This is a genomic window from Actinomyces sp. 2119, from assembly GCF_003591215.1.
Taxonomy (GTDB): Bacteria; Actinomycetota; Actinomycetes; order Actinomycetales; family Actinomycetaceae; genus Actinomyces; species Actinomyces lilanjuaniae.
In genome coordinates, this window is sequence record NZ_QYRR01000008.1 from 17,622 (window position 1) to 34,101 (window position 16,480).

Here is a 16,480-nt window from a genome sequence, read left to right on the forward strand (position 1 = left end):
CGCCCTCAGACCCGGGGAACCCGGTCCAGGGCCGCCTCGCCCGCACGGGTGGCCGGGTAGTCACCGTGCGCGTGGCGACGGCGGTGCATGGCCACGTAATGGCGCTCGGTGTAGCCGTCGTAGACCTGGCGGGGGCGGCCGATACGCTTGGTCGGGTCGGCGATCATCTCGCGGTACTGGGCGATCCAGCCAGGCAGCCGCCCCAGGGCGAACAACGGGGTGAACATCTTGGTGGGGAAGCCCATGGCCTGGTAGATGAGCCCTGTGTAGAAGTCCACGTTGGGGTAGAGCCTGCGGGAGACGAAGTAGTCGTCGCGCAAGGCGACCTCCTCTAGCTCCATGGCGATCTCCAGCTTCCGGTCCCCGTCGCTGCTGCCCAGCCGGGCCAGGACGTCGTGGGCGGTCTCCTTGACGATGGCCGCACGCGGGTCGTAGTTCTTGTAGACCCGGTGACCAAAACCCATGAGCCGCACGCCGTCCTCCCTGTCCTTGACCTTACGGACAAACTCCGAGGTGGACATGCCCGAGGACTGGATCGTGTCCAGCATGCGCAGCACGGCCTCGTTCGCGCCCCCGTGGAGCGGGCCGGACAGGGCTCCAACCCCCGCTGCCACCGAGGCGTACATGTTGGCGTCGGAGGAGCCCACCAGGCGTACCGTGGAGGTAGAGCAGTTCTGCTCGTGGTCAGCATGGAGGATGAGCAGCATATCCAGCGCTCGCACCACGACCGGGTCGATGTCGTAGGACTGATAGGGCATACCAAAGGTCAGGCGGAGGAAGTCCTCGACGTAGGCGCGCTGGGGGTCCGGGTAGAGCAGGGGCAGGCCGACGGCACGGCGCGCGATGTAGCTGATCATGGTGGGTACCTTGGCCAGCAGCAGGACGGTCGCCAGCTCGCGCTCGTAGGGGACGTGCGGGTCAAGGGTGTCCTCGTAGTAGGTGGCCAGGCCTGAGATACCCGCCTGGAGGATAGCCATCGGATGCCCCGAGGAGGGGAAGGAGGTGAAGAAGCTGCGGAAGTCCTCGTGCAGCAGGCGGTGGCGCTTGATACGGCGGTCCATGCGCTCGAAGGCCTCGCGGTCAGGCAGCTCGCCGTAGATGAGCAGGTAGGCGACCTCCAGGAAGGTCGAGGACTTGGCCAGCTCCTCGATCGGGTAGCCACGGTAGCGCAGGATCCCGGCCGCACCGTCGATATAGGTGATCTGCGAGGTACAGGACGCCGTGTTGGTGAAACCAGGGTCTAGGGTCACCATCCCGGTGCCGGCCAGGAGGCGGGAGACACTCAGCCCGTCCGAGCCGTCCGTGGCAGGTACGCGGGGCAGCTCCAGCTCCTGGGAACCGACCGTGAGCAGACCCGAGGTCGTGACGGCATCCTCAGCAGGGCCGTCAGGGGCAGACAACGCGGCTGCCTGACCTTCCGGCTGTGAGGGCGCAGTAGGGGACGTGCTCGTCATGATGCCTCCTCGGTCATCGGCTCCGGGCCGACGGTGTGCCTGGGCCAGCGTGCGCTGCACGATGCGCTGCAAGCAGGCCGGTCTCATGCTCCCCGGGCAGGAGGCCCGGGGTATCGGCCCTACTCTACGGGCTCTCGGGACCTTCCGGCTTCCGTGTCCGCCCCTGGCACGGCTCGGGGTTGGCCCCGGCCTCCTCAGCCCCGACGAGTCAGGTCCGGCTCGCCCTGGAGCCAGTCGGCCCAACCGCTCCCCAGGCCAACAGCACACAGCCGGCCAGGACCGCCCCCGCCCCCGCGCGACAGCCCCCGTAAAGCCCAGCGGCAGCCCCCTAGAGGGACGACCCTCGGCAACAGCTCCCGACAACAACCCCCGCAAAACCCCCCAACAACTCAAACAACTCGCCCCACCACCCCACACACCCCATAGAAAACACCAAGCAACCCCAGAGACACAGCCACAAACACCCACAAGAACCCACAACAAGACCACCGGAACACCGCACCGCCCCCCACACAACCCCCACCCCGAGTTCTTTACCCCCACCCCAAAGAACTCTACAGTTAGGGGCCATGCAGGAGATCGTGCGCAGAGCCCTGGACGCCATCCGGAGCGGCGCCACTGCGGACAGCCAGGAAAGCCAGCACCTGGACCTCAAGGAGGACCCTGCCCGCATCCCTCAGTTCCTAGGCAACCCCGATGCCAAGCGCGTCGAGGTCCTGCTTGACACCGCCATCTGCCTGGCCAACGCTGACGGCGAGTCCTTCATCGTCCTCGGCGTGGCAGACAAGGTCCCCGGTCCACAGGCCCTGACCGGCACCGACGCTGACCCTGCGGACATCGCCCAGAAGATCTTCTCCCGCTCACGGCCGAACCTGACTGTCGAGGCCTGGGCTGAGGTCTACGCGGGAGCCCGGCTGGTCATTATCCGCGTCCCGCAGGGGCTGTCGGTCTACGCCCGAAGGAACGGGGCCGCGTCAATCCGTCAGGGGACATCCTGCCTCCCCCTGGGGGAGGACCGTCGCCGTCAGCTGGCCTTCCACCGAGCCAACCCGGACCACACCGCCCTACCCTCCCAGCTGTCGATACCAGATCTTGACCAGGAGGCGCTGACGCGGGGGCGGGTCCTGTTCACCGCGCAGCATCCCGACCGGACTGTCGGCTCCGACCGCGAGCTTCTGACGCTCCTCGGCCTGCTCACCCCCGGGGGCACTCTCCTGCGCGCCGCGGAGATCCTCTTCGGCCGCAGGACCCTCAGCCTGCCCCTGGCCCGCCATGTCTACCGCCCATTCCCTGGCGGAGAACCTTCCCAGGAGGAAGTGACCGAGCCGGCGATCCTGGCGATCCAGTCGTTGCTGGCCCGCATCAAGGCTCATTCCGACCCCGAGGCCGACCGGATCGACCTGCCCACGGGACAGGAGCGCCCACTGCCTGACTTTCCCTTCGACGCCGTGGACGAGGTCGTCCTCAACGCCTTTGCCCACAGGGACTGGTCACTGACAACCGCCGTCGTCGTCGACCAGTCGCCCCAGACGCTACGTGTGCACTCCCCCGGCGGCCTGCCCCTGGGAGTTCGCGCCGACCGCCTGCTGCGTACCCCGTCAACACCGCGCAACCCCGTTCTCATGCAGGCTCTGCACCGACTGGGTCTTGTCGAGGAGACATCGCGCGGTTTTGACCGAATGTGGGTCTCGATGCTGACTGCAGGCCGACCGGTCCCAGACATTGACACTGACGACTTCCATGTTGACGTCACCTTCACCGCAACAGGGACCGACTCCCACTTTGTCCGCGCTCTGGCCGTGCTCGTCCCGCTCTTTGCCGAGGGCGTGGTACGCAACGTCAACACGCTTCTCGTCCTGCGCCACCTTCTTGGAGCGACGACGCTTACGAGCGCGACCGCAGGCCACCTGCTCCAGGCAGGACCCGCCGAGTGCCAGGAGATTCTCGACTGGCTGGTCAGCGTCGACCTGCTGGAGCAGAATCCCGGCTCCTCCACCTGGGTGCTCGCAGACCGTTGCAGAAAGGCGCTAGGCAGCGCGCAGGTCGCCGTCCCCCTGCACCAGGACGTGGAGAACTGGATCCTTGACGCTATCAAGCACGCCCCCGTCACCAACCGTCAGGTCGTAGCAGCAACCGGTGCAGCACCAAAGACAGTCACAGACATGCTCCGCCACCTGAGCGTCACGGGAGCAATCGAGAAGGATCCTGACGGCCCTCAGCGAGGTCCGACCGTACGCTGGCGCGCGCGATAGCCGGGCTCGCCCTGGAGCCAGTCGGCCCAACCGCTCCCCAGGCCAACAGCACACAGCCGGCCAGGACCGCCCCCGCCCCCCGCGCGACAGCCCCCGTAAAGCCCAGCGGCAGCCCCCTAGAGGGACGACCCTCGGCAACAGCTCCCGACAACAACCCCCGCAAAACCCCCAACAACTCAAACAACTCGCCCCACCACCCCACACACCCCATAGAAAACACCAAGCAACCCCAGAGACACAGCCACAAACACCCACAAGAACCCACAACAAGACCACCGGAACACCGCCCCGCCCCCCACACAACCCCCACCCCGAGTTCTTTACCCCCACCCCAAAGAACTCACCCGGGGTGCCCGCCCCGGCAGGGTGGGGTCTCGTCAGGCCGACCGCAGGAGAAGGAAGGCGGCAGCAAAGACATCCTCTCCACCAAAGTCACAGGAGAATGAGACAGGGCTGCAAGGCCCCGCCCGTCAGGCCCGGAAGAGGTCAGCGGCCTGGGACGTGCGAAGGCGGGCGGTGGCCGCAGCTACCCTCTCATCGGTACCGGTCAGTGACATGCGCACACGCCCGACACCAGCCTGCCCGTAGAAGTCACCGGGGGCGACGACGATCCCCAGCTCAGCGAAGGCCCCCACCATGTCATAGGCGCTCATGGACGGCGGCCCGGACAGCCACAGGTACAGCCCGGCCACCGACTGCGGGTCGTTGACGAGCCCCACTGCGTCAGTGGCCTCCAACAGGGTCTCGCGACGTGCCCGGTAGAGCGCCTTCTGGGCCTCCACGTGCGCCTCGTCGTCAAGGACGGCCGCCGCAGCAGCCTGGACAGGGGCGGGCACCAGCAGGCCCGCATGCTTGCGGACCTCGGTGACCGCAGAGACGAGCACCGGATCCCCGGCAAGGAAGGCTGCCCGGTAGCCCGCCAGGTTGGACTGCTTGGACAGTGAGTACAGGACCAGCAGCCCGCTGCGCCCCTGCGGCCCGGCAACCTGCGGGTCCAGGAGGCTGGGAACCGCGCTGCTGGCCCAGGGCTCCTCCCAGGCCAGCTCGGCGTAGCACTCGTCGGAGGCGACGACAGCACCCCGCGCCCTGGCCCAGGCCACGACCCGGGCCATCTGCTCCACGCCCAGGACATGGCCGTCGGGGTTGCCAGGGCTGTTGAGCCACACCATGGACACCCGCGCCTGGTTGTCAACGTCCCACGACTCAGGGTCGGCGTCGGTGTCCACAGGCACCGGGACGGCCCCGGCGATGCGGGCTCCCACGTCGTAGGTAGGGTAGGCGGTACGCGGGTGGAGGACGAGGTCGCCCGGGCCCGCTCCCAGCTGGAGGGGCAGGAGCGCCACGGACTCCTTGGAGCCGATGGTGGGCAGGACCTCCTCGCTGGTCAGCCCGGGAACCGCACGACGCCGGGCCATCCAGCGGATAAAGGCCCCACGCAGGCGCGAGGTGCCCACCGCCGTGGGGTAGCCGGGCGCGTCGGCAGCCTGGGCAAGAGCAGCCTGGGCGATCCCGGGAGTCGGGTCCACCGGCGTCCCCACCGCTAGGTCGACGACACCGTCAGGGTGCTCAGCCGCACGCGCTCGGTAGGGATGCAGGCTGTCCCAGGGAAAGTCAGGCAGGGCGAGGGGCCGAGGAAGACGGGCAGGGGCCAGGGGCCCAGCAGAAGCGGGACGCATAGGCGGTATTCTCGCTCACGGGGCCGGGCACGTCACAGGCACCTCGCCGCAGCGCCACCCGCCGGTCAGGCGTAGCCGTTGGCCTGCCTCCACTCCTCGTTCTGCGGCGGCAGAACTGCGATCATAGGGTCATCATAGGGCTGGGGACCCACGGCCTGCGCCCCACCGGGTGAGCCCAGACCCCGTAGCTCAAAGAAGTCGATGTTCGCCCTGGCGTAGTCCTCCCACTCCTCGGGGACGTCGTCCTCGTAGAAGATGGCCTCCGTGGGGCACACCGGCTCGCAGGCACCGCAGTCCACGCACTCGTCGGCATTGATGTAGAGGCTGCGCTCACCCTCATAGATACAGTCCACGGGGCACTCGTCAACGCACGCACGGTCCTTGACGTCGACACAAGGCTGGGCGATGACGTAGGTCATGGCAGCGGCATCCTCTCACCTCGGCGGGATGTGCCGCCCGCAGGGAGCGGCACGCCTGTACGGCACCAGTATCCTCCCCCACCACCGGCCAGCCCAAGACAGGCGGACGTGGCCGTGAGCACTGGGGCCACGAACCCACCGCCCCCAAGGTCGCGCCCCAAGGTCGTGACAGCACGGGCACAGCACAGATGCGGGGACCGCCCCGTCCGGTCGGGCGCACCGTCACCACCCCACCAGCCGGGACCCAGAGCCGTCTCAGTGCTCTCGGTCACGACGTCCATGGCGGTCGCGTAGTCAGAGGTTCCGACGTTGGTGCCAAGAAGACGGCACGCTTCTCGTCCTTCTCCGGGTGGTCAGAGGCCCACAGGGGGAGCACCTAGCTGCACACGACGTTGTTGTCAGGGTAGTAGCTCGTGGTCAGCACGTCCTCAGGCAGGGCCTGCCCGTCATGAGCACGTCGGCGGGTGACGGTGATATCGAACCCCGGGTTGCCCCCGCTGTAGGCCTGGCAACCGGGCCCGGACTGCGTCTCGGTAGTCACCGGACGATAGTTGTAGCGCTCTGAGGAGGTGATAGAGACCTCGTAGTACGCGGTGGACCACAGCCGCACGTGGATCTCCTCCCCGTCCAGCCAGGCCTGGACCATGACACCGTAAGGGGTGGAGTTCGTGAACTTCACGTCCAGCACACCGGTCCATAGCGTCGCCTCCCGGCCTGCCGGGTAGCGGTCGAAGTAGTACTGGTGGGCAGTGTGCTCAGTGTCGTCCATCCCCGCCTCGAAGCCGGCGTTGAACACCGTGGTGGCGACCTGGCTGAGACCGCCGCCCATGGAGTCGGTGTGCTGCCCGTTGGAGATGACGCCCGCGTCGGTGAACCCGTGGTCGTAGTCCACCGGCCCCAGGGCCTCCTCCAGGGAGAAGGTCGCGCCCGGAGGTATCGAGGTGCTGTTGATCTTCTCCGCCCCCGTCTCAAGATTCTGCGTACGAGCGATGTCGGCGGCGCTGTAGGGGGTGGAGTACTCGCCGACAGGCTCGGCTACGCCCCAGTCCTCCTCAGCCAGGGTCACCTCCGGCTCCAGGACGGTCAGGGGCAGCGTCACCATGCGGGAGCCGGAGTCCGGGTCCGACGTCCCCGCTGCGACCAGGTCCGCCAGGAGCGCCTCCGTGTCGACCCCCAGGCCGGAGGAGGCGGGAACGTAGCGGGGAGCGGCGTCCTGCGCACCCTCTGCAGTCCCGTCGATAATCCAGCCGGCGTCAACCGCCGGCGTCTCCACCGGGCCCAGTCCGGCGAGGACGGCCTCACGCACACCTGCCGGATCAAGATCGAGGCTCAGCCTCCCCCCAGAGGTGCCGATGGTGCTGTAGGCAGCGATGGTCTCGGGGCTGATGGCTACGACGGGGGACACCGCCTGCTCCTCCACCTCCGTGCCCTCGACGGTGACAGTGACCTCAGAGGACAGGAGGGGCTCCAATGTCTCCTCCACGAACTGTGTCGCCTCGGCGTCAGTGATGGCAGGGACAGCGGTCCCCTCAGCCAGGGCGATACTGGGCTCCCCCAGCGGCCAGTCCTTGACGAGGGCGTCCACGGAGGCCACGACGTCCAGCCCGGTCCCGGTCTGGGAGCCGGTGGTCACGACCTGTGTCCCCTCAAGGGAGACCGTGGCCGACACGGTGCCGCTGGACAGGGCATCCACCCGGTCTTCCAGGGCACCGTTGAGGACGTCGCGGTCTACCTCAACCACCGCGTCAACCTGTGTCCCGCGGAGCCGACCGACCAGGGTGACAGGGTTAAGGGTCATGCCGGTGACCTGCCCCACAGAGGCCTGCGCGTCCACGCTGACGCCCGAGTCGGCAGGGACCAGCTGGTCCTGCCTCTCGCCCACGGTGACGGTGACCGGCTGCGCCAGCTCCTCGCCAAGGACGGAGGCCACGCGGGTCCTCGCCTCCTCGGCGCTAAGACCCGAGACGTCCACACCCGCCACGGTCGTGGTGCCGTGAAGGTGCTGGGTGGTCCACCATGACAGGCCACCCCAGGCCAGCAGCACTAGCGCTCCGGCTGCCATAAGCGCAGGCAGGCGACGCCGGTACCAGCTCGCAGCCGTCTCCTCCCGGTCTGATTCCTCCTCCCGACCACCTAGGCCCTCCTGCTGTGCTGCGCTCTCAGCCACGTCCTCGTCCCGGTGCCCGTCCGCAGGCACCTGGACCTCAGGCCCTGCCTCACCAGGCACCTCAGCATCGCCGAGCCTTTCCAGCTGCTCCGGCTCTTGCTCCGGCTCTGTCTGCGCCGAGTCGTCCTCCCCCGCAGGCTGTGACAGGTCTGCTGGCTCTACCGGCCCCGCCGACTCCGTTGGCTCAGCGGGGTCCTCCGGCACCGGAGGCTCTCCCCTGCCCGCCGGGGCGATCGAGGGCGGCAACGAGGAGTCAGCGTGCTGGATCCACGCCACCTGGCCAGCCGACCCGTCGCCCTCCTGGGCAGGAGCAGCACCCTCCGCGACCGCCTGCACCTCAGCAAGAGGACCGGCCTCTGCCGGGGTAGCCGTCTCCTGGCTGCCTGCCTCACGTTCCTGCACTCCCTGGTCCGGCAGGGCCTCAGGGGGAGGCAGGACCGCCTGCGAGGCCTCGGGATCCTTCCCGGCCTCCTCCTCGGCAGAGCGACTCGTCACGGCGTCGCGGCCTGGTGCGTCCTGGCTCATCGTCACTGGTCCTCTCAGGCCTGCACCCGACGGCGCCTGGCGTGGTCCCGGGCACGCGCCCGGGAGTCCAGGATCACCTTACGGATGCGGACCGCCTCCGGAGTCACCTCCACGCACTCATCCTGCGCAGCCAGCTCCAGAGCCTCCTCCAGGGTCAGGTGCCGCGGAGGGGTGAGCCCCTCAAAGGACTCCGCGGTCGCGGAACGCATGTTGGTCTGCTGCTTCTCCCGCACCACGTTGACCTCCATGTCCTCACCACGCGGATTCTCACCCACGACCTGGCCCTCATAAGTCTCCTGACCAGGCTCGACAAAGAAGGTACCCCGGTCCGCCAGCCGTATCAGGGCGTAGGCGGTCACGGCCCCCGCACGGTCAGACACCAGGGAACCTGTGGTGCGGGAGGTGATCTGCCCGGCCCAGGGCTCATAGCCCTGGGCCACGGAGGAGGCGATACCCGTGCCACGCGTCTCGGTCAGGAACTGGCCACGAAAGCCGATGAGACCACGCGCGGGCACCACGAACTCCATGCGGACCCAGCCGGTCCCGTGATTGGTCATGGTCTCCATGCGACCCCTGCGAGCCGCCATCAGCTGGGTGATGGCCCCCAGGTAGTCCTCGGGGACATCAATTGTCATGCGCTCCACCGGCTCATGCGTCCTGCCGCCAACGGTACGAGTCACCACCTGCGGCTTGCCGACCGTCAGCTCAAAGCCCTCCCGACGCATCTGCTCCACCAGGACCGCCAGCGCCAGCTCTCCGCGCCCCTGGACCTCCCACGCGTCGGGACGGTCCGCGGGCAGCACCCGCAGAGAGACGTTGCCCACCAGCTCTCGGTCCAGGCGGTCCTTGACCTGGCGAGCGGTGACCTTGGCCCCCTTGGAGCGCCCCGCCAGCGGAGAGGTATTGATACCGATGGTCACGGAGATCGCAGGATCGTCCACGGTGATGAGCGGCAGGGGGCGCGGGTCCTCAGGGTCCACGAGGGACTCCCCGATAGTGATGTCCTCGATCCCGGCCACTGCCACGATGTCTCCCGCACGAGCCTCCTGCGCGGGGATGCGGTCCAGCCCCTGGGTCACCAGCAGCTCGGAGACGCGCGCCGGGGCGATGGTCCCGTCGTGGCGCGCCCACCCGACCGCCTGGCCCTTGCGGAGCGCCCCGTTCCTGATACGCAGCAGCGCCAGTCGTCCCAGGAACGGGGAGGCATCCAGGTTGGTGACATGGGCCTGGAGAGGGGCGTCCTCGTCGTAGGTGGGGCCGGGGATGCGCTCGATAATGGTGCGGAACAGCGGCTCAAGGTCTGTGCTGGCGGAAAGCCCGCCGTCCTCAGGAGGCTCGGTGTCCGCCCGACGCTGCCTAGCAGAGGCGTAGAGGACCGGGACGTCGAGGACCGCGTCCAGGTCGATGTCGGGCTGCTCGTCCGCCAGGTCAGAGGCCAGCGACAGGAGCAGGTCGGTGGCCTCGGTGACTACCTCCTGGGCACGGGAGTCAGGGCGGTCCACCTTGTTGACCACGAGAATCACCGGCAGGCTCGCCGCCAAGGCCTTGCGCAGCACGAAGCGCGTCTGAGGCAGGGGTCCCTCGGAAGCGTCCACGAGGAGCAGGACGCCGTCCACCATGGACAGGCCCCGCTCTACCTCACCGCCGAAGTCCGCGTGCCCGGGGGTGTCCACGACGTTGATGGTGACGCCCTGCTCCAGCCCCGCCTGCGACGCAGCAGGCCCCGAGTAGTGGACGGCGGTGTTCTTGGCCAGGATCGTGATGCCCTTCTCACGCTCCAGCTCGCCGGAGTCCATGACCCGCTCCCCCGTCGTCTCCTGCGTGGCCCGTGCCCCGAAGGCGCCAGCCTCCCAGAGCATGGCGTCGACAAGGGTGGTCTTGCCGTGGTCGACGTGGGCGACGATGGCGACGTTACGCAGGTCCTGACGGACACTCATGAATGGGCTCTTCCTTACCTGAGGGAGCCCCCGCACCCGGAGCCAGGGAGGAGCCGGACCACAGGGGTGAGTCAGGGCAAGGCTAGGGGAAGGCGGCACCGTCTGCCACGGCGGTGCCGACACCCCCGGTGTGCACCCCCTCACGGGTCGGGGCTTCACAGGTGTCGGTGGCGTGGAGCAGACTAGTGCGTGAAGAGCGGGAGCGCGGAAGGAGGAGCCATGGCCGTCGTGCGTGTAGACATCGCGCCCGACGTGCTGCGCTGGGCCGTGAGGCGGGCGCGCTGGGACGAGGATACCGTCCGCCATCGCGCACCCAAGCTTGATGAATGGATCGACGGCTCCGTGCGCCCCACTCTCAAGCAGATGGAGAAGCTCGCTGCCGACACCCACACGCCCTTTGGGATGCTGTTCCTGCCTGAGCCGCCTGTCGAGGACGTCCCTGTCCCGGACATGCGGACTCCTCGCGACGCCGGAGTGCGCGAACCGTCGGCCGACCTGCTGGAGACGATCTACCTGTGCCAGAGACGCCAGGACTGGTACCGCGACGAGGCACTGGAGGATGGGGCTGCCCCACTCGGCCTCGTCGGCTCCGCGACGCTGACCACTCCGGTAGACGACGCCGCCGACCGCATTCGTACCGCGCTCCGTCTGGACGAGCGGTCCGTGACCAGCTGGTCTGATGCGATGACGGACCTCATCGAGCGCGCCGAGACCATCGGTGTCCTGGTCATGGTCAACGGGGTCGTCGGCTCGGACACGCACCGCAGACTGGACCCGGAGGAGTTCCGAGGCTTTGCCCTGGCTGACGACGTCGCCCCGCTCGTCTTTGTCAACGGGGCCGACACCAAGGCCGCACAGGTCTTCACCCTCGTCCACGAACTTGCCCACCTGTGGCTAGGGCACAGCGCGCTCTCCGACGCGGATGCTGGTGGTACGCAGGGCGAGAAGCGGGAGGAGCGCTGGTGCAACCAGGTTGCCGCACAGGTGCTCATCCCCCTGGACTCGCTCCGTGAGGGGTGGGCAGGGGACTGTGGCCAGGACGAGCTGAACCGGCTGGCGTCTCACTACAAGGTCAGCACCCTCGTCGTGCTCGCCAGGCTCCGGGACGCTGGATTCCTCACATGGGACGAGTACATGGCCCGGTACGACGCCGAACGCCAACGTGTCATGGGACTTATGCAGGCTGGGCGTGACCGTGGCGGGGGCGGGAACTACTACCACACCCAACTGCGACGCCTCGGGCGTGCTTTCACCCGGGCCGTGGTCTCCTCCACCCTGGAGGGGCGGACGACGTACCGGGACGCCTACCGACTGCTGGGGACTGTCAAGCACTCGACCTTTGAAGGCCTGGCAGAGAAAGTGGGCATAACGTGATGTACCTCGTCGACGCCAACGTCCTCATCGAGGCAAAGAACCGCTATTATGCCTTTGATATCGCGCCCGGCTTCTGGACGTGGCTTGAGCACGCGCATGAACAAGGCACAGTGTTCAGTATCGAAAAAGTCGGTGAGGAACTCCGTCGCGGAGACGACGAGCTTGCCGAGTGGGCGGAGAAGCATCGCATGTTCTTCCACCCAATCGACGACAAAGCAGTGCCGTTCTTCGCCCCGTTGTCCGTATGGGCGCAGTCCCAGAACTTCAAGCAGTCCGCCCTGGACGAGTTCTCCTCAGACGCTGCCGACTACCTCCTCGTCGCCCACGCGGCGGCGTACTCGTGCACGCTAGTGACCCACGAGGTCGCAGGGTCAGGCTCTCTCAAGAAAGTGAAGATTCCTGACGCCTGCCGGGCTCTTGACGTCACGTGGGTGAGCACCTTCGAGATGCTTCGCCGTACCGGCGTCTCTTTCGGGCTGCGCCGATAACGCCAGACGGTTACCCGGAGGGCAGGACCTGTAGGCGCCTGTCCCACAGCTTGGCCGCCTCCTCGTGACAATGTAGGGACACCGGTGCTGCCAGAGTAGGATACCTTGGCTTCTAAGCCCGCTTCGCATTCCGTAGGCCAGGTACCATGACGACTCAGGCCTCCCCGGCACCCACAGCCGCACCGCTCGCGTCCGCCGGGTCCCGACGCCCCCGAGCCCGGTCAGGTGGTACAGGTGCGTGGTGCGATCTGGGCGGTCACGGACATCGCCGTTCAGGGACTGCCGCGCAGCCCGGCCGACGACGGCAAGCCCCGCCTCGAGCACGTCGTTGACCTGCAGCCCCTTGACGGGGACCGCATGGGTGAGGAGCTCACCGTGGTCTGGGAGCTGGAGGTCGGGCAGCCAGTGGTGCCAGACCGCAGCCTTCCCGAGAGCATTGCGCCGACACCTTTGACGACCCGGACACGCTGGGAGCCTTCGTTAACGCCATACGCTGGGGTGCTGTCACCTCCGCCGACCCCAGAGCCTTCCAGGCACCGTTCCGTTCCGGCGCCACACTGGAGCCCCACCAACTCGAGCCCCTGCACCGCACGCTGTCTGCCCCGCGCACCAACCTGCTGCTGGCGGATGACGTCGGCCTGGGCAAGACGATCGGGACAGGCCTGGTCATCAAGGAGCTGCTGCTGCGCCACCGGGCCCGCTCGGAGCGGGAGCCCTGACCGACGATATCTTTGCTGACGAGTCACGCGAAATTCCTCAGCGTGGACCGCCGCTCCCTCCTGGTGGGCTCCGCGAAGTGCTCCCACAGTGCCGAGGAACGCAATGTGGAACTCGACCTGTGCGTGGATGACACAACTCTGGCGGCCAGCGTGGAGAAACAGATACGGGAGCTGGAGAACAGCGTCCACGAGCGGATGAGAATATGAAGTCCAGGGACTTGTCTAGGAGGTATCCACATGGTGCAAGGAGGAGAGAGAAAATGATAGAGAACAGGCTTCGTGCGAGCGAAGCGCGGCTATACCATCTTATTGACGGCAACCGGATACGCCGGAAAGGGTCGTCATGCTCCGGAATACAGGAGACGCCATCGAGGTGACGTTCCCGACCTCCGGGACCTGTGAGGCAGTCAACGGCCCGTACGGCCGGTGGTGGTCACCGAACGCCACGTTTGCCGATGATCCTGACCGGACGCGGTACAGTTACTTGCCGCTATCCGGCATGAAGGTCCACGATGACGCTAGCCATGTCGTGCTCGTTGGTTGTCGTGCCGCAGGAGGGGCGCGTCAGACGCACATTGCTGGCAAGGGTGTTTTTGTGGTGGACTATGCCTCGCGCAGAGGGAGGAGCCTCAAGTACGGTCAAGTCAACGGGATGCGAACCACGAGTTCGGCGTACAGAAATTGGGTAGGAAGGTCCTCCATCGAAATCTTTTGCGAGTCTGACAGCTCGGGTCGGCTTCAGTCTGCGACTCTCAGTCTCAAGCAAACCGACAGCATAAAGATATCCGACAGGCTCAACATGTTCGCATGTCATGACTGGCGGGCGGCCCCCGTCCTCGACGGATACGATGTGCGCGAGTCGCTGTCGTTCCAAACCTTGGTCAAGGAGCCTCGAAAGCGGCGCGACCATCTCGAGGCTCACGTTGGCGCCCTCGACCTTGTTTCCATTGCTGCGTGGAAGAACTTCACCTTCCAGGAGGTCCACGCTAATCGTAAGGAAAACAAGATTAATACTCCCGAAGGCGAACAGTGGACAGAAGTATTTTCACACTTGCTACCACGTGACGATCTCAGCAACTGTCGCAGGCGATTTCTGTTCTCCTGTAACGACATGACCCCAGGAGGCATCGACGAGTGGTTCCGCCTGAGACAGGAGTATGGCCGCGCCCTCGGCCACCTTTTTCGAGCACTGAGATCAGAGCGCACGCGGCCTCCCCAGAGCGCTATCATGAGTAGCACCCCTCTGGAGCAGGTAGGTTACCTAATCGAGGATAACGACAATGGAGGATCGCACCTCAACGACCGTGGGCAACTCAAGTTCAATGACGCCCTCGGAGTCATTCTTGACAACATGGAGGCTCTTCCATTCAGCTTGGATGAGGTTGAGGACTGGAAAGAGCGGTGCCGCAACGCATATATGGGCGCGAAGCACGCCGGAAGCTACCTGAGTCACGGCTGCCGCCATTGTGACTCCCTCGCAGGAGCATACTTCCTGAACGAGACCATCACCGAGGCTTTCACCGCCAACCTCATTAACAGCCTGCCAGTAATTATCGAACTAGTGAGGCCAAGTATCGAGTATGTGCTACTTAATGCCGAGCGTGACAACCTGCACTGGCACGACTGAACGTCCAGCTGCGTCCAGGACACAGCCCTCAGACCGACGAGGCGCAGACGGTGGGACTAAGCGGAGGCGCTGGCAACTCCAGCCGTAGATTATCACTAGGAATCGCGAGTCACCTCCAGAGCGCTTCCGCCGGGAGCAGGCGTCAAGCACAAACGGACATGTAGCCCTCGCGTCCCAGATCCTAGAAAGTTGACACGGCCTCTGCCTGGTCCCACAGCCTCCTAGCCTCGGCCTCGTCATAGGTAAGGACCTCGTTGCCTGGGACGTCAGCCGCCCACCCGACCATGACCGGGCAGGTAAAGTCGCTGGCTGGGGTGCACGCGCCCTCGTAGACGGTCTCGCAGATCTCCTCTCGGTTGATCGCCCGGGACAGCGCGGCGCGGCGCAGGCGCCCCTCCTTGTCCGTGCCCCAGTGCGGCGCGCCGACGTTGATGGCGAGCCCCTGGACCAGGTCACCCGGCAGGGTGACAGCCCGCCCCTCCAGGTCCTCGTCCACGGTGGACAGCCGCGCCTGCGGGACGGCATCAACGACGTCCACGGCACCGGCGAGCAGGTCGCTGTAGGAGGCGTCGTCGTCAGGGTAGATCACGAAGGTCACCCCGTCGTTGGCGACGGCGCGCTCCCCCGAGTAGAGAGGGTTGGGGACCAGGACGACCTCGGAGTGGTGGCTCCACTCGGCCAGGGTGTAGGGGCCGTTGCCAACGGGGGACTCGCCGAAGGCCTCCATGTCCTTGAAGGCGCTGGCAGGTAGGGGGTAGAAGGCGGGGCAGCCCAGGCGCTGCACGAAGTCAGCGGTCGGCTCGGTCAGGGTGATGGTAAATGTCCGGTCATCGACCTTGGCCAGCCCGGTCAGCTCGGAGTCCTCCTCTGCGGAGAAGCCCTCAATGGGCGCGTAGAGGTGGGAGGCGACATGGTTGTGGGAGGCCTGGGCCCCGTAGTCCCACGCCCTGATAAAGGACTCCGAGGTCACGGCCGTGCCGTCGCCAAAGGCCCAGCCCTCCTTGATCGTCACCGTGAAGTGCTGGTTGTCCTCGGTCTCCACGGACTCGGCCATCTCATTGACCACGGTGCCGTCCTCGCGGTAGCGCACCAGTCCGGAGAAGAGCAGGTCGACGACCCGCCTGCCCCCAGACTCGTTGGTGGTGGAAGGAACTAGCGGGTGCCGGGGCTCGGTACCACGGGCACGCACGACGCCGTCCTCGGCCGAGGTCCTCACGGCCTCATAGACAGGCAGGCCGTTCCACGACCAGGTGACGTCGGAGACCGTCGCGGACCAGCCCCCGGCCCCGCCGTGGTACCACAGGGGGATGGTGGGCAGGTCAGCGAGCAGGAGGGACTGGGCCTGCTCACAAAGGCTGAGAGCCGCAGCGCCGTCGTTTGTGGCAGCCGCCTGGGCCAGCAGGTCGTCGAGCCCGGTGCTGGAGTAGTCGGTGATGTTGGCAGCAGCACCCGTACGGTACTGGCTAACCAGGACGCTTGCGATGGAGGGGAAGTCCGCCCTCCAGCTGGAGCGGAAGGCTCCCACGACTGTGCGGTTGTCGACCTCGTCACGCAGCGCGGAGAGGTCGGCGAGGGGCAGCGGCTCCATGGTGATCCCCAGTGCGGAGCCCACCGAGTCGCACACGGCCTCGACCCAGGCCTGGTGCGGGCCGTCAGCGTTGTATGCCAGCGTGAGCACGCCACCATCGGCCTTGCCCTGGCTACCGGCCGCAGCGGAGGTCGGCGCGCCGCCTAGCGAGCCCGACGAGCACCCGGAAGCCAGGAGCACCGCAGCGGCACCGAGGCCCAGGCCTAGGCTGCGGCGGGAGATAGGCGTGTTGCGCATGATCAGGTGCCTCCAGT

General features: G+C 66.8%; 11 protein-coding genes. 5 read left to right on the forward strand and 6 right to left on the reverse strand.

All coding sequences use genetic code 11. The features are described from left to right. Positions 1-5: 5 nt before the first annotated feature. Positions 6-1,454 (reverse strand): citrate synthase, encoded by a 1,449-nt coding sequence (locus tag D4740_RS10145; RefSeq protein ID WP_119836946.1) that lies wholly within the window; start codon positions 1,452-1,454, stop codon positions 6-8. Between the two features lie 569 nt (positions 1,455-2,023). Between D4740_RS10145 and D4740_RS10150 the strand changes: the two genes are divergently transcribed. Beyond that, positions 2,024-3,706, forward strand: coding sequence for an ATP-binding protein (locus D4740_RS10150; protein ID WP_119836832.1), 1,683 nt, complete (start codon positions 2,024-2,026; stop codon positions 3,704-3,706). Between the two features lie 470 nt (positions 3,707-4,176). On the opposite strand, the gene dapC is transcribed toward D4740_RS10150, so the two are convergent. The 4 genes from dapC to typA all read right to left on the reverse strand — a co-directional run bounded on the left by dapC (position 4,177) and on the right by typA (position 10,430). Beyond that, complete coding sequence (gene dapC / locus D4740_RS10155) at positions 4,177-5,382, reverse strand: succinyldiaminopimelate transaminase (RefSeq protein ID WP_119836833.1); 1,206 nt, start codon at positions 5,380-5,382, stop codon at positions 4,177-4,179. A 65-nt stretch (positions 5,383-5,447) separates the two neighbouring features. Further along, positions 5,448-5,801, reverse strand: a complete 354-nt coding sequence (gene fdxA / locus D4740_RS10160) for a ferredoxin (RefSeq protein WP_119836834.1) — start codon at positions 5,799-5,801, stop codon at positions 5,448-5,450. Between the two features lie 376 nt (positions 5,802-6,177). Then, positions 6,178-8,493 (reverse strand): VanW family protein, encoded by a 2,316-nt coding sequence (locus tag D4740_RS10165; protein ID WP_220475039.1) that lies wholly within the window; start codon positions 8,491-8,493, stop codon positions 6,178-6,180. 14 nt (positions 8,494-8,507) lie between these two features. Then, positions 8,508-10,430 (reverse strand): translational GTPase TypA, encoded by a 1,923-nt coding sequence (gene typA, locus D4740_RS10175; protein ID WP_119836836.1) that lies wholly within the window; start codon positions 10,428-10,430, stop codon positions 8,508-8,510. 219 nt (positions 10,431-10,649) lie between these two features. Between typA and D4740_RS10180 the strand changes: the two genes are divergently transcribed. From D4740_RS10180 to D4740_RS12935, 4 genes are all read left to right on the forward strand, one after another. After that, on the forward strand, positions 10,650-11,804 hold the full coding sequence (locus D4740_RS10180; protein WP_119836837.1) for an ImmA/IrrE family metallo-endopeptidase: 1,155 nt from the start codon (positions 10,650-10,652) through the stop codon (positions 11,802-11,804). Continuing rightward, complete coding sequence (locus tag D4740_RS10185; protein ID WP_119836948.1) at positions 11,804-12,292, forward strand: DUF4411 family protein; 489 nt, start codon at positions 11,804-11,806, stop codon at positions 12,290-12,292. Before D4740_RS10180 ends, D4740_RS10185 begins: the two co-directional genes overlap by 1 nt. A 731-nt stretch (positions 12,293-13,023) precedes the next feature. Beyond that, the gene (locus tag D4740_RS10195) at positions 13,024-13,218 is read left to right on the forward strand and encodes a phospholipase D-like domain-containing protein (RefSeq protein WP_259390788.1); all 195 of its coding nucleotides are present in this window, start codon (positions 13,024-13,026) and stop codon (positions 13,216-13,218) included. A gap of 292 nt (positions 13,219-13,510) precedes the next feature. Beyond that, positions 13,511-14,638, forward strand: a complete 1,128-nt coding sequence (locus D4740_RS12935) for a hypothetical protein (protein WP_396027247.1) — start codon at positions 13,511-13,513, stop codon at positions 14,636-14,638. 181 nt (positions 14,639-14,819) lie between these two features. On the opposite strand, the gene D4740_RS10205 is transcribed toward D4740_RS12935, so the two are convergent. Further along, positions 14,820-16,463: an ABC transporter substrate-binding protein gene (locus tag D4740_RS10205; RefSeq protein ID WP_119836840.1), complete on the reverse strand. Its 1,644-nt coding sequence runs from the start codon at positions 16,461-16,463 to the stop codon at positions 14,820-14,822. Between the last annotated feature and the right edge of the window lie 17 nt (positions 16,464-16,480).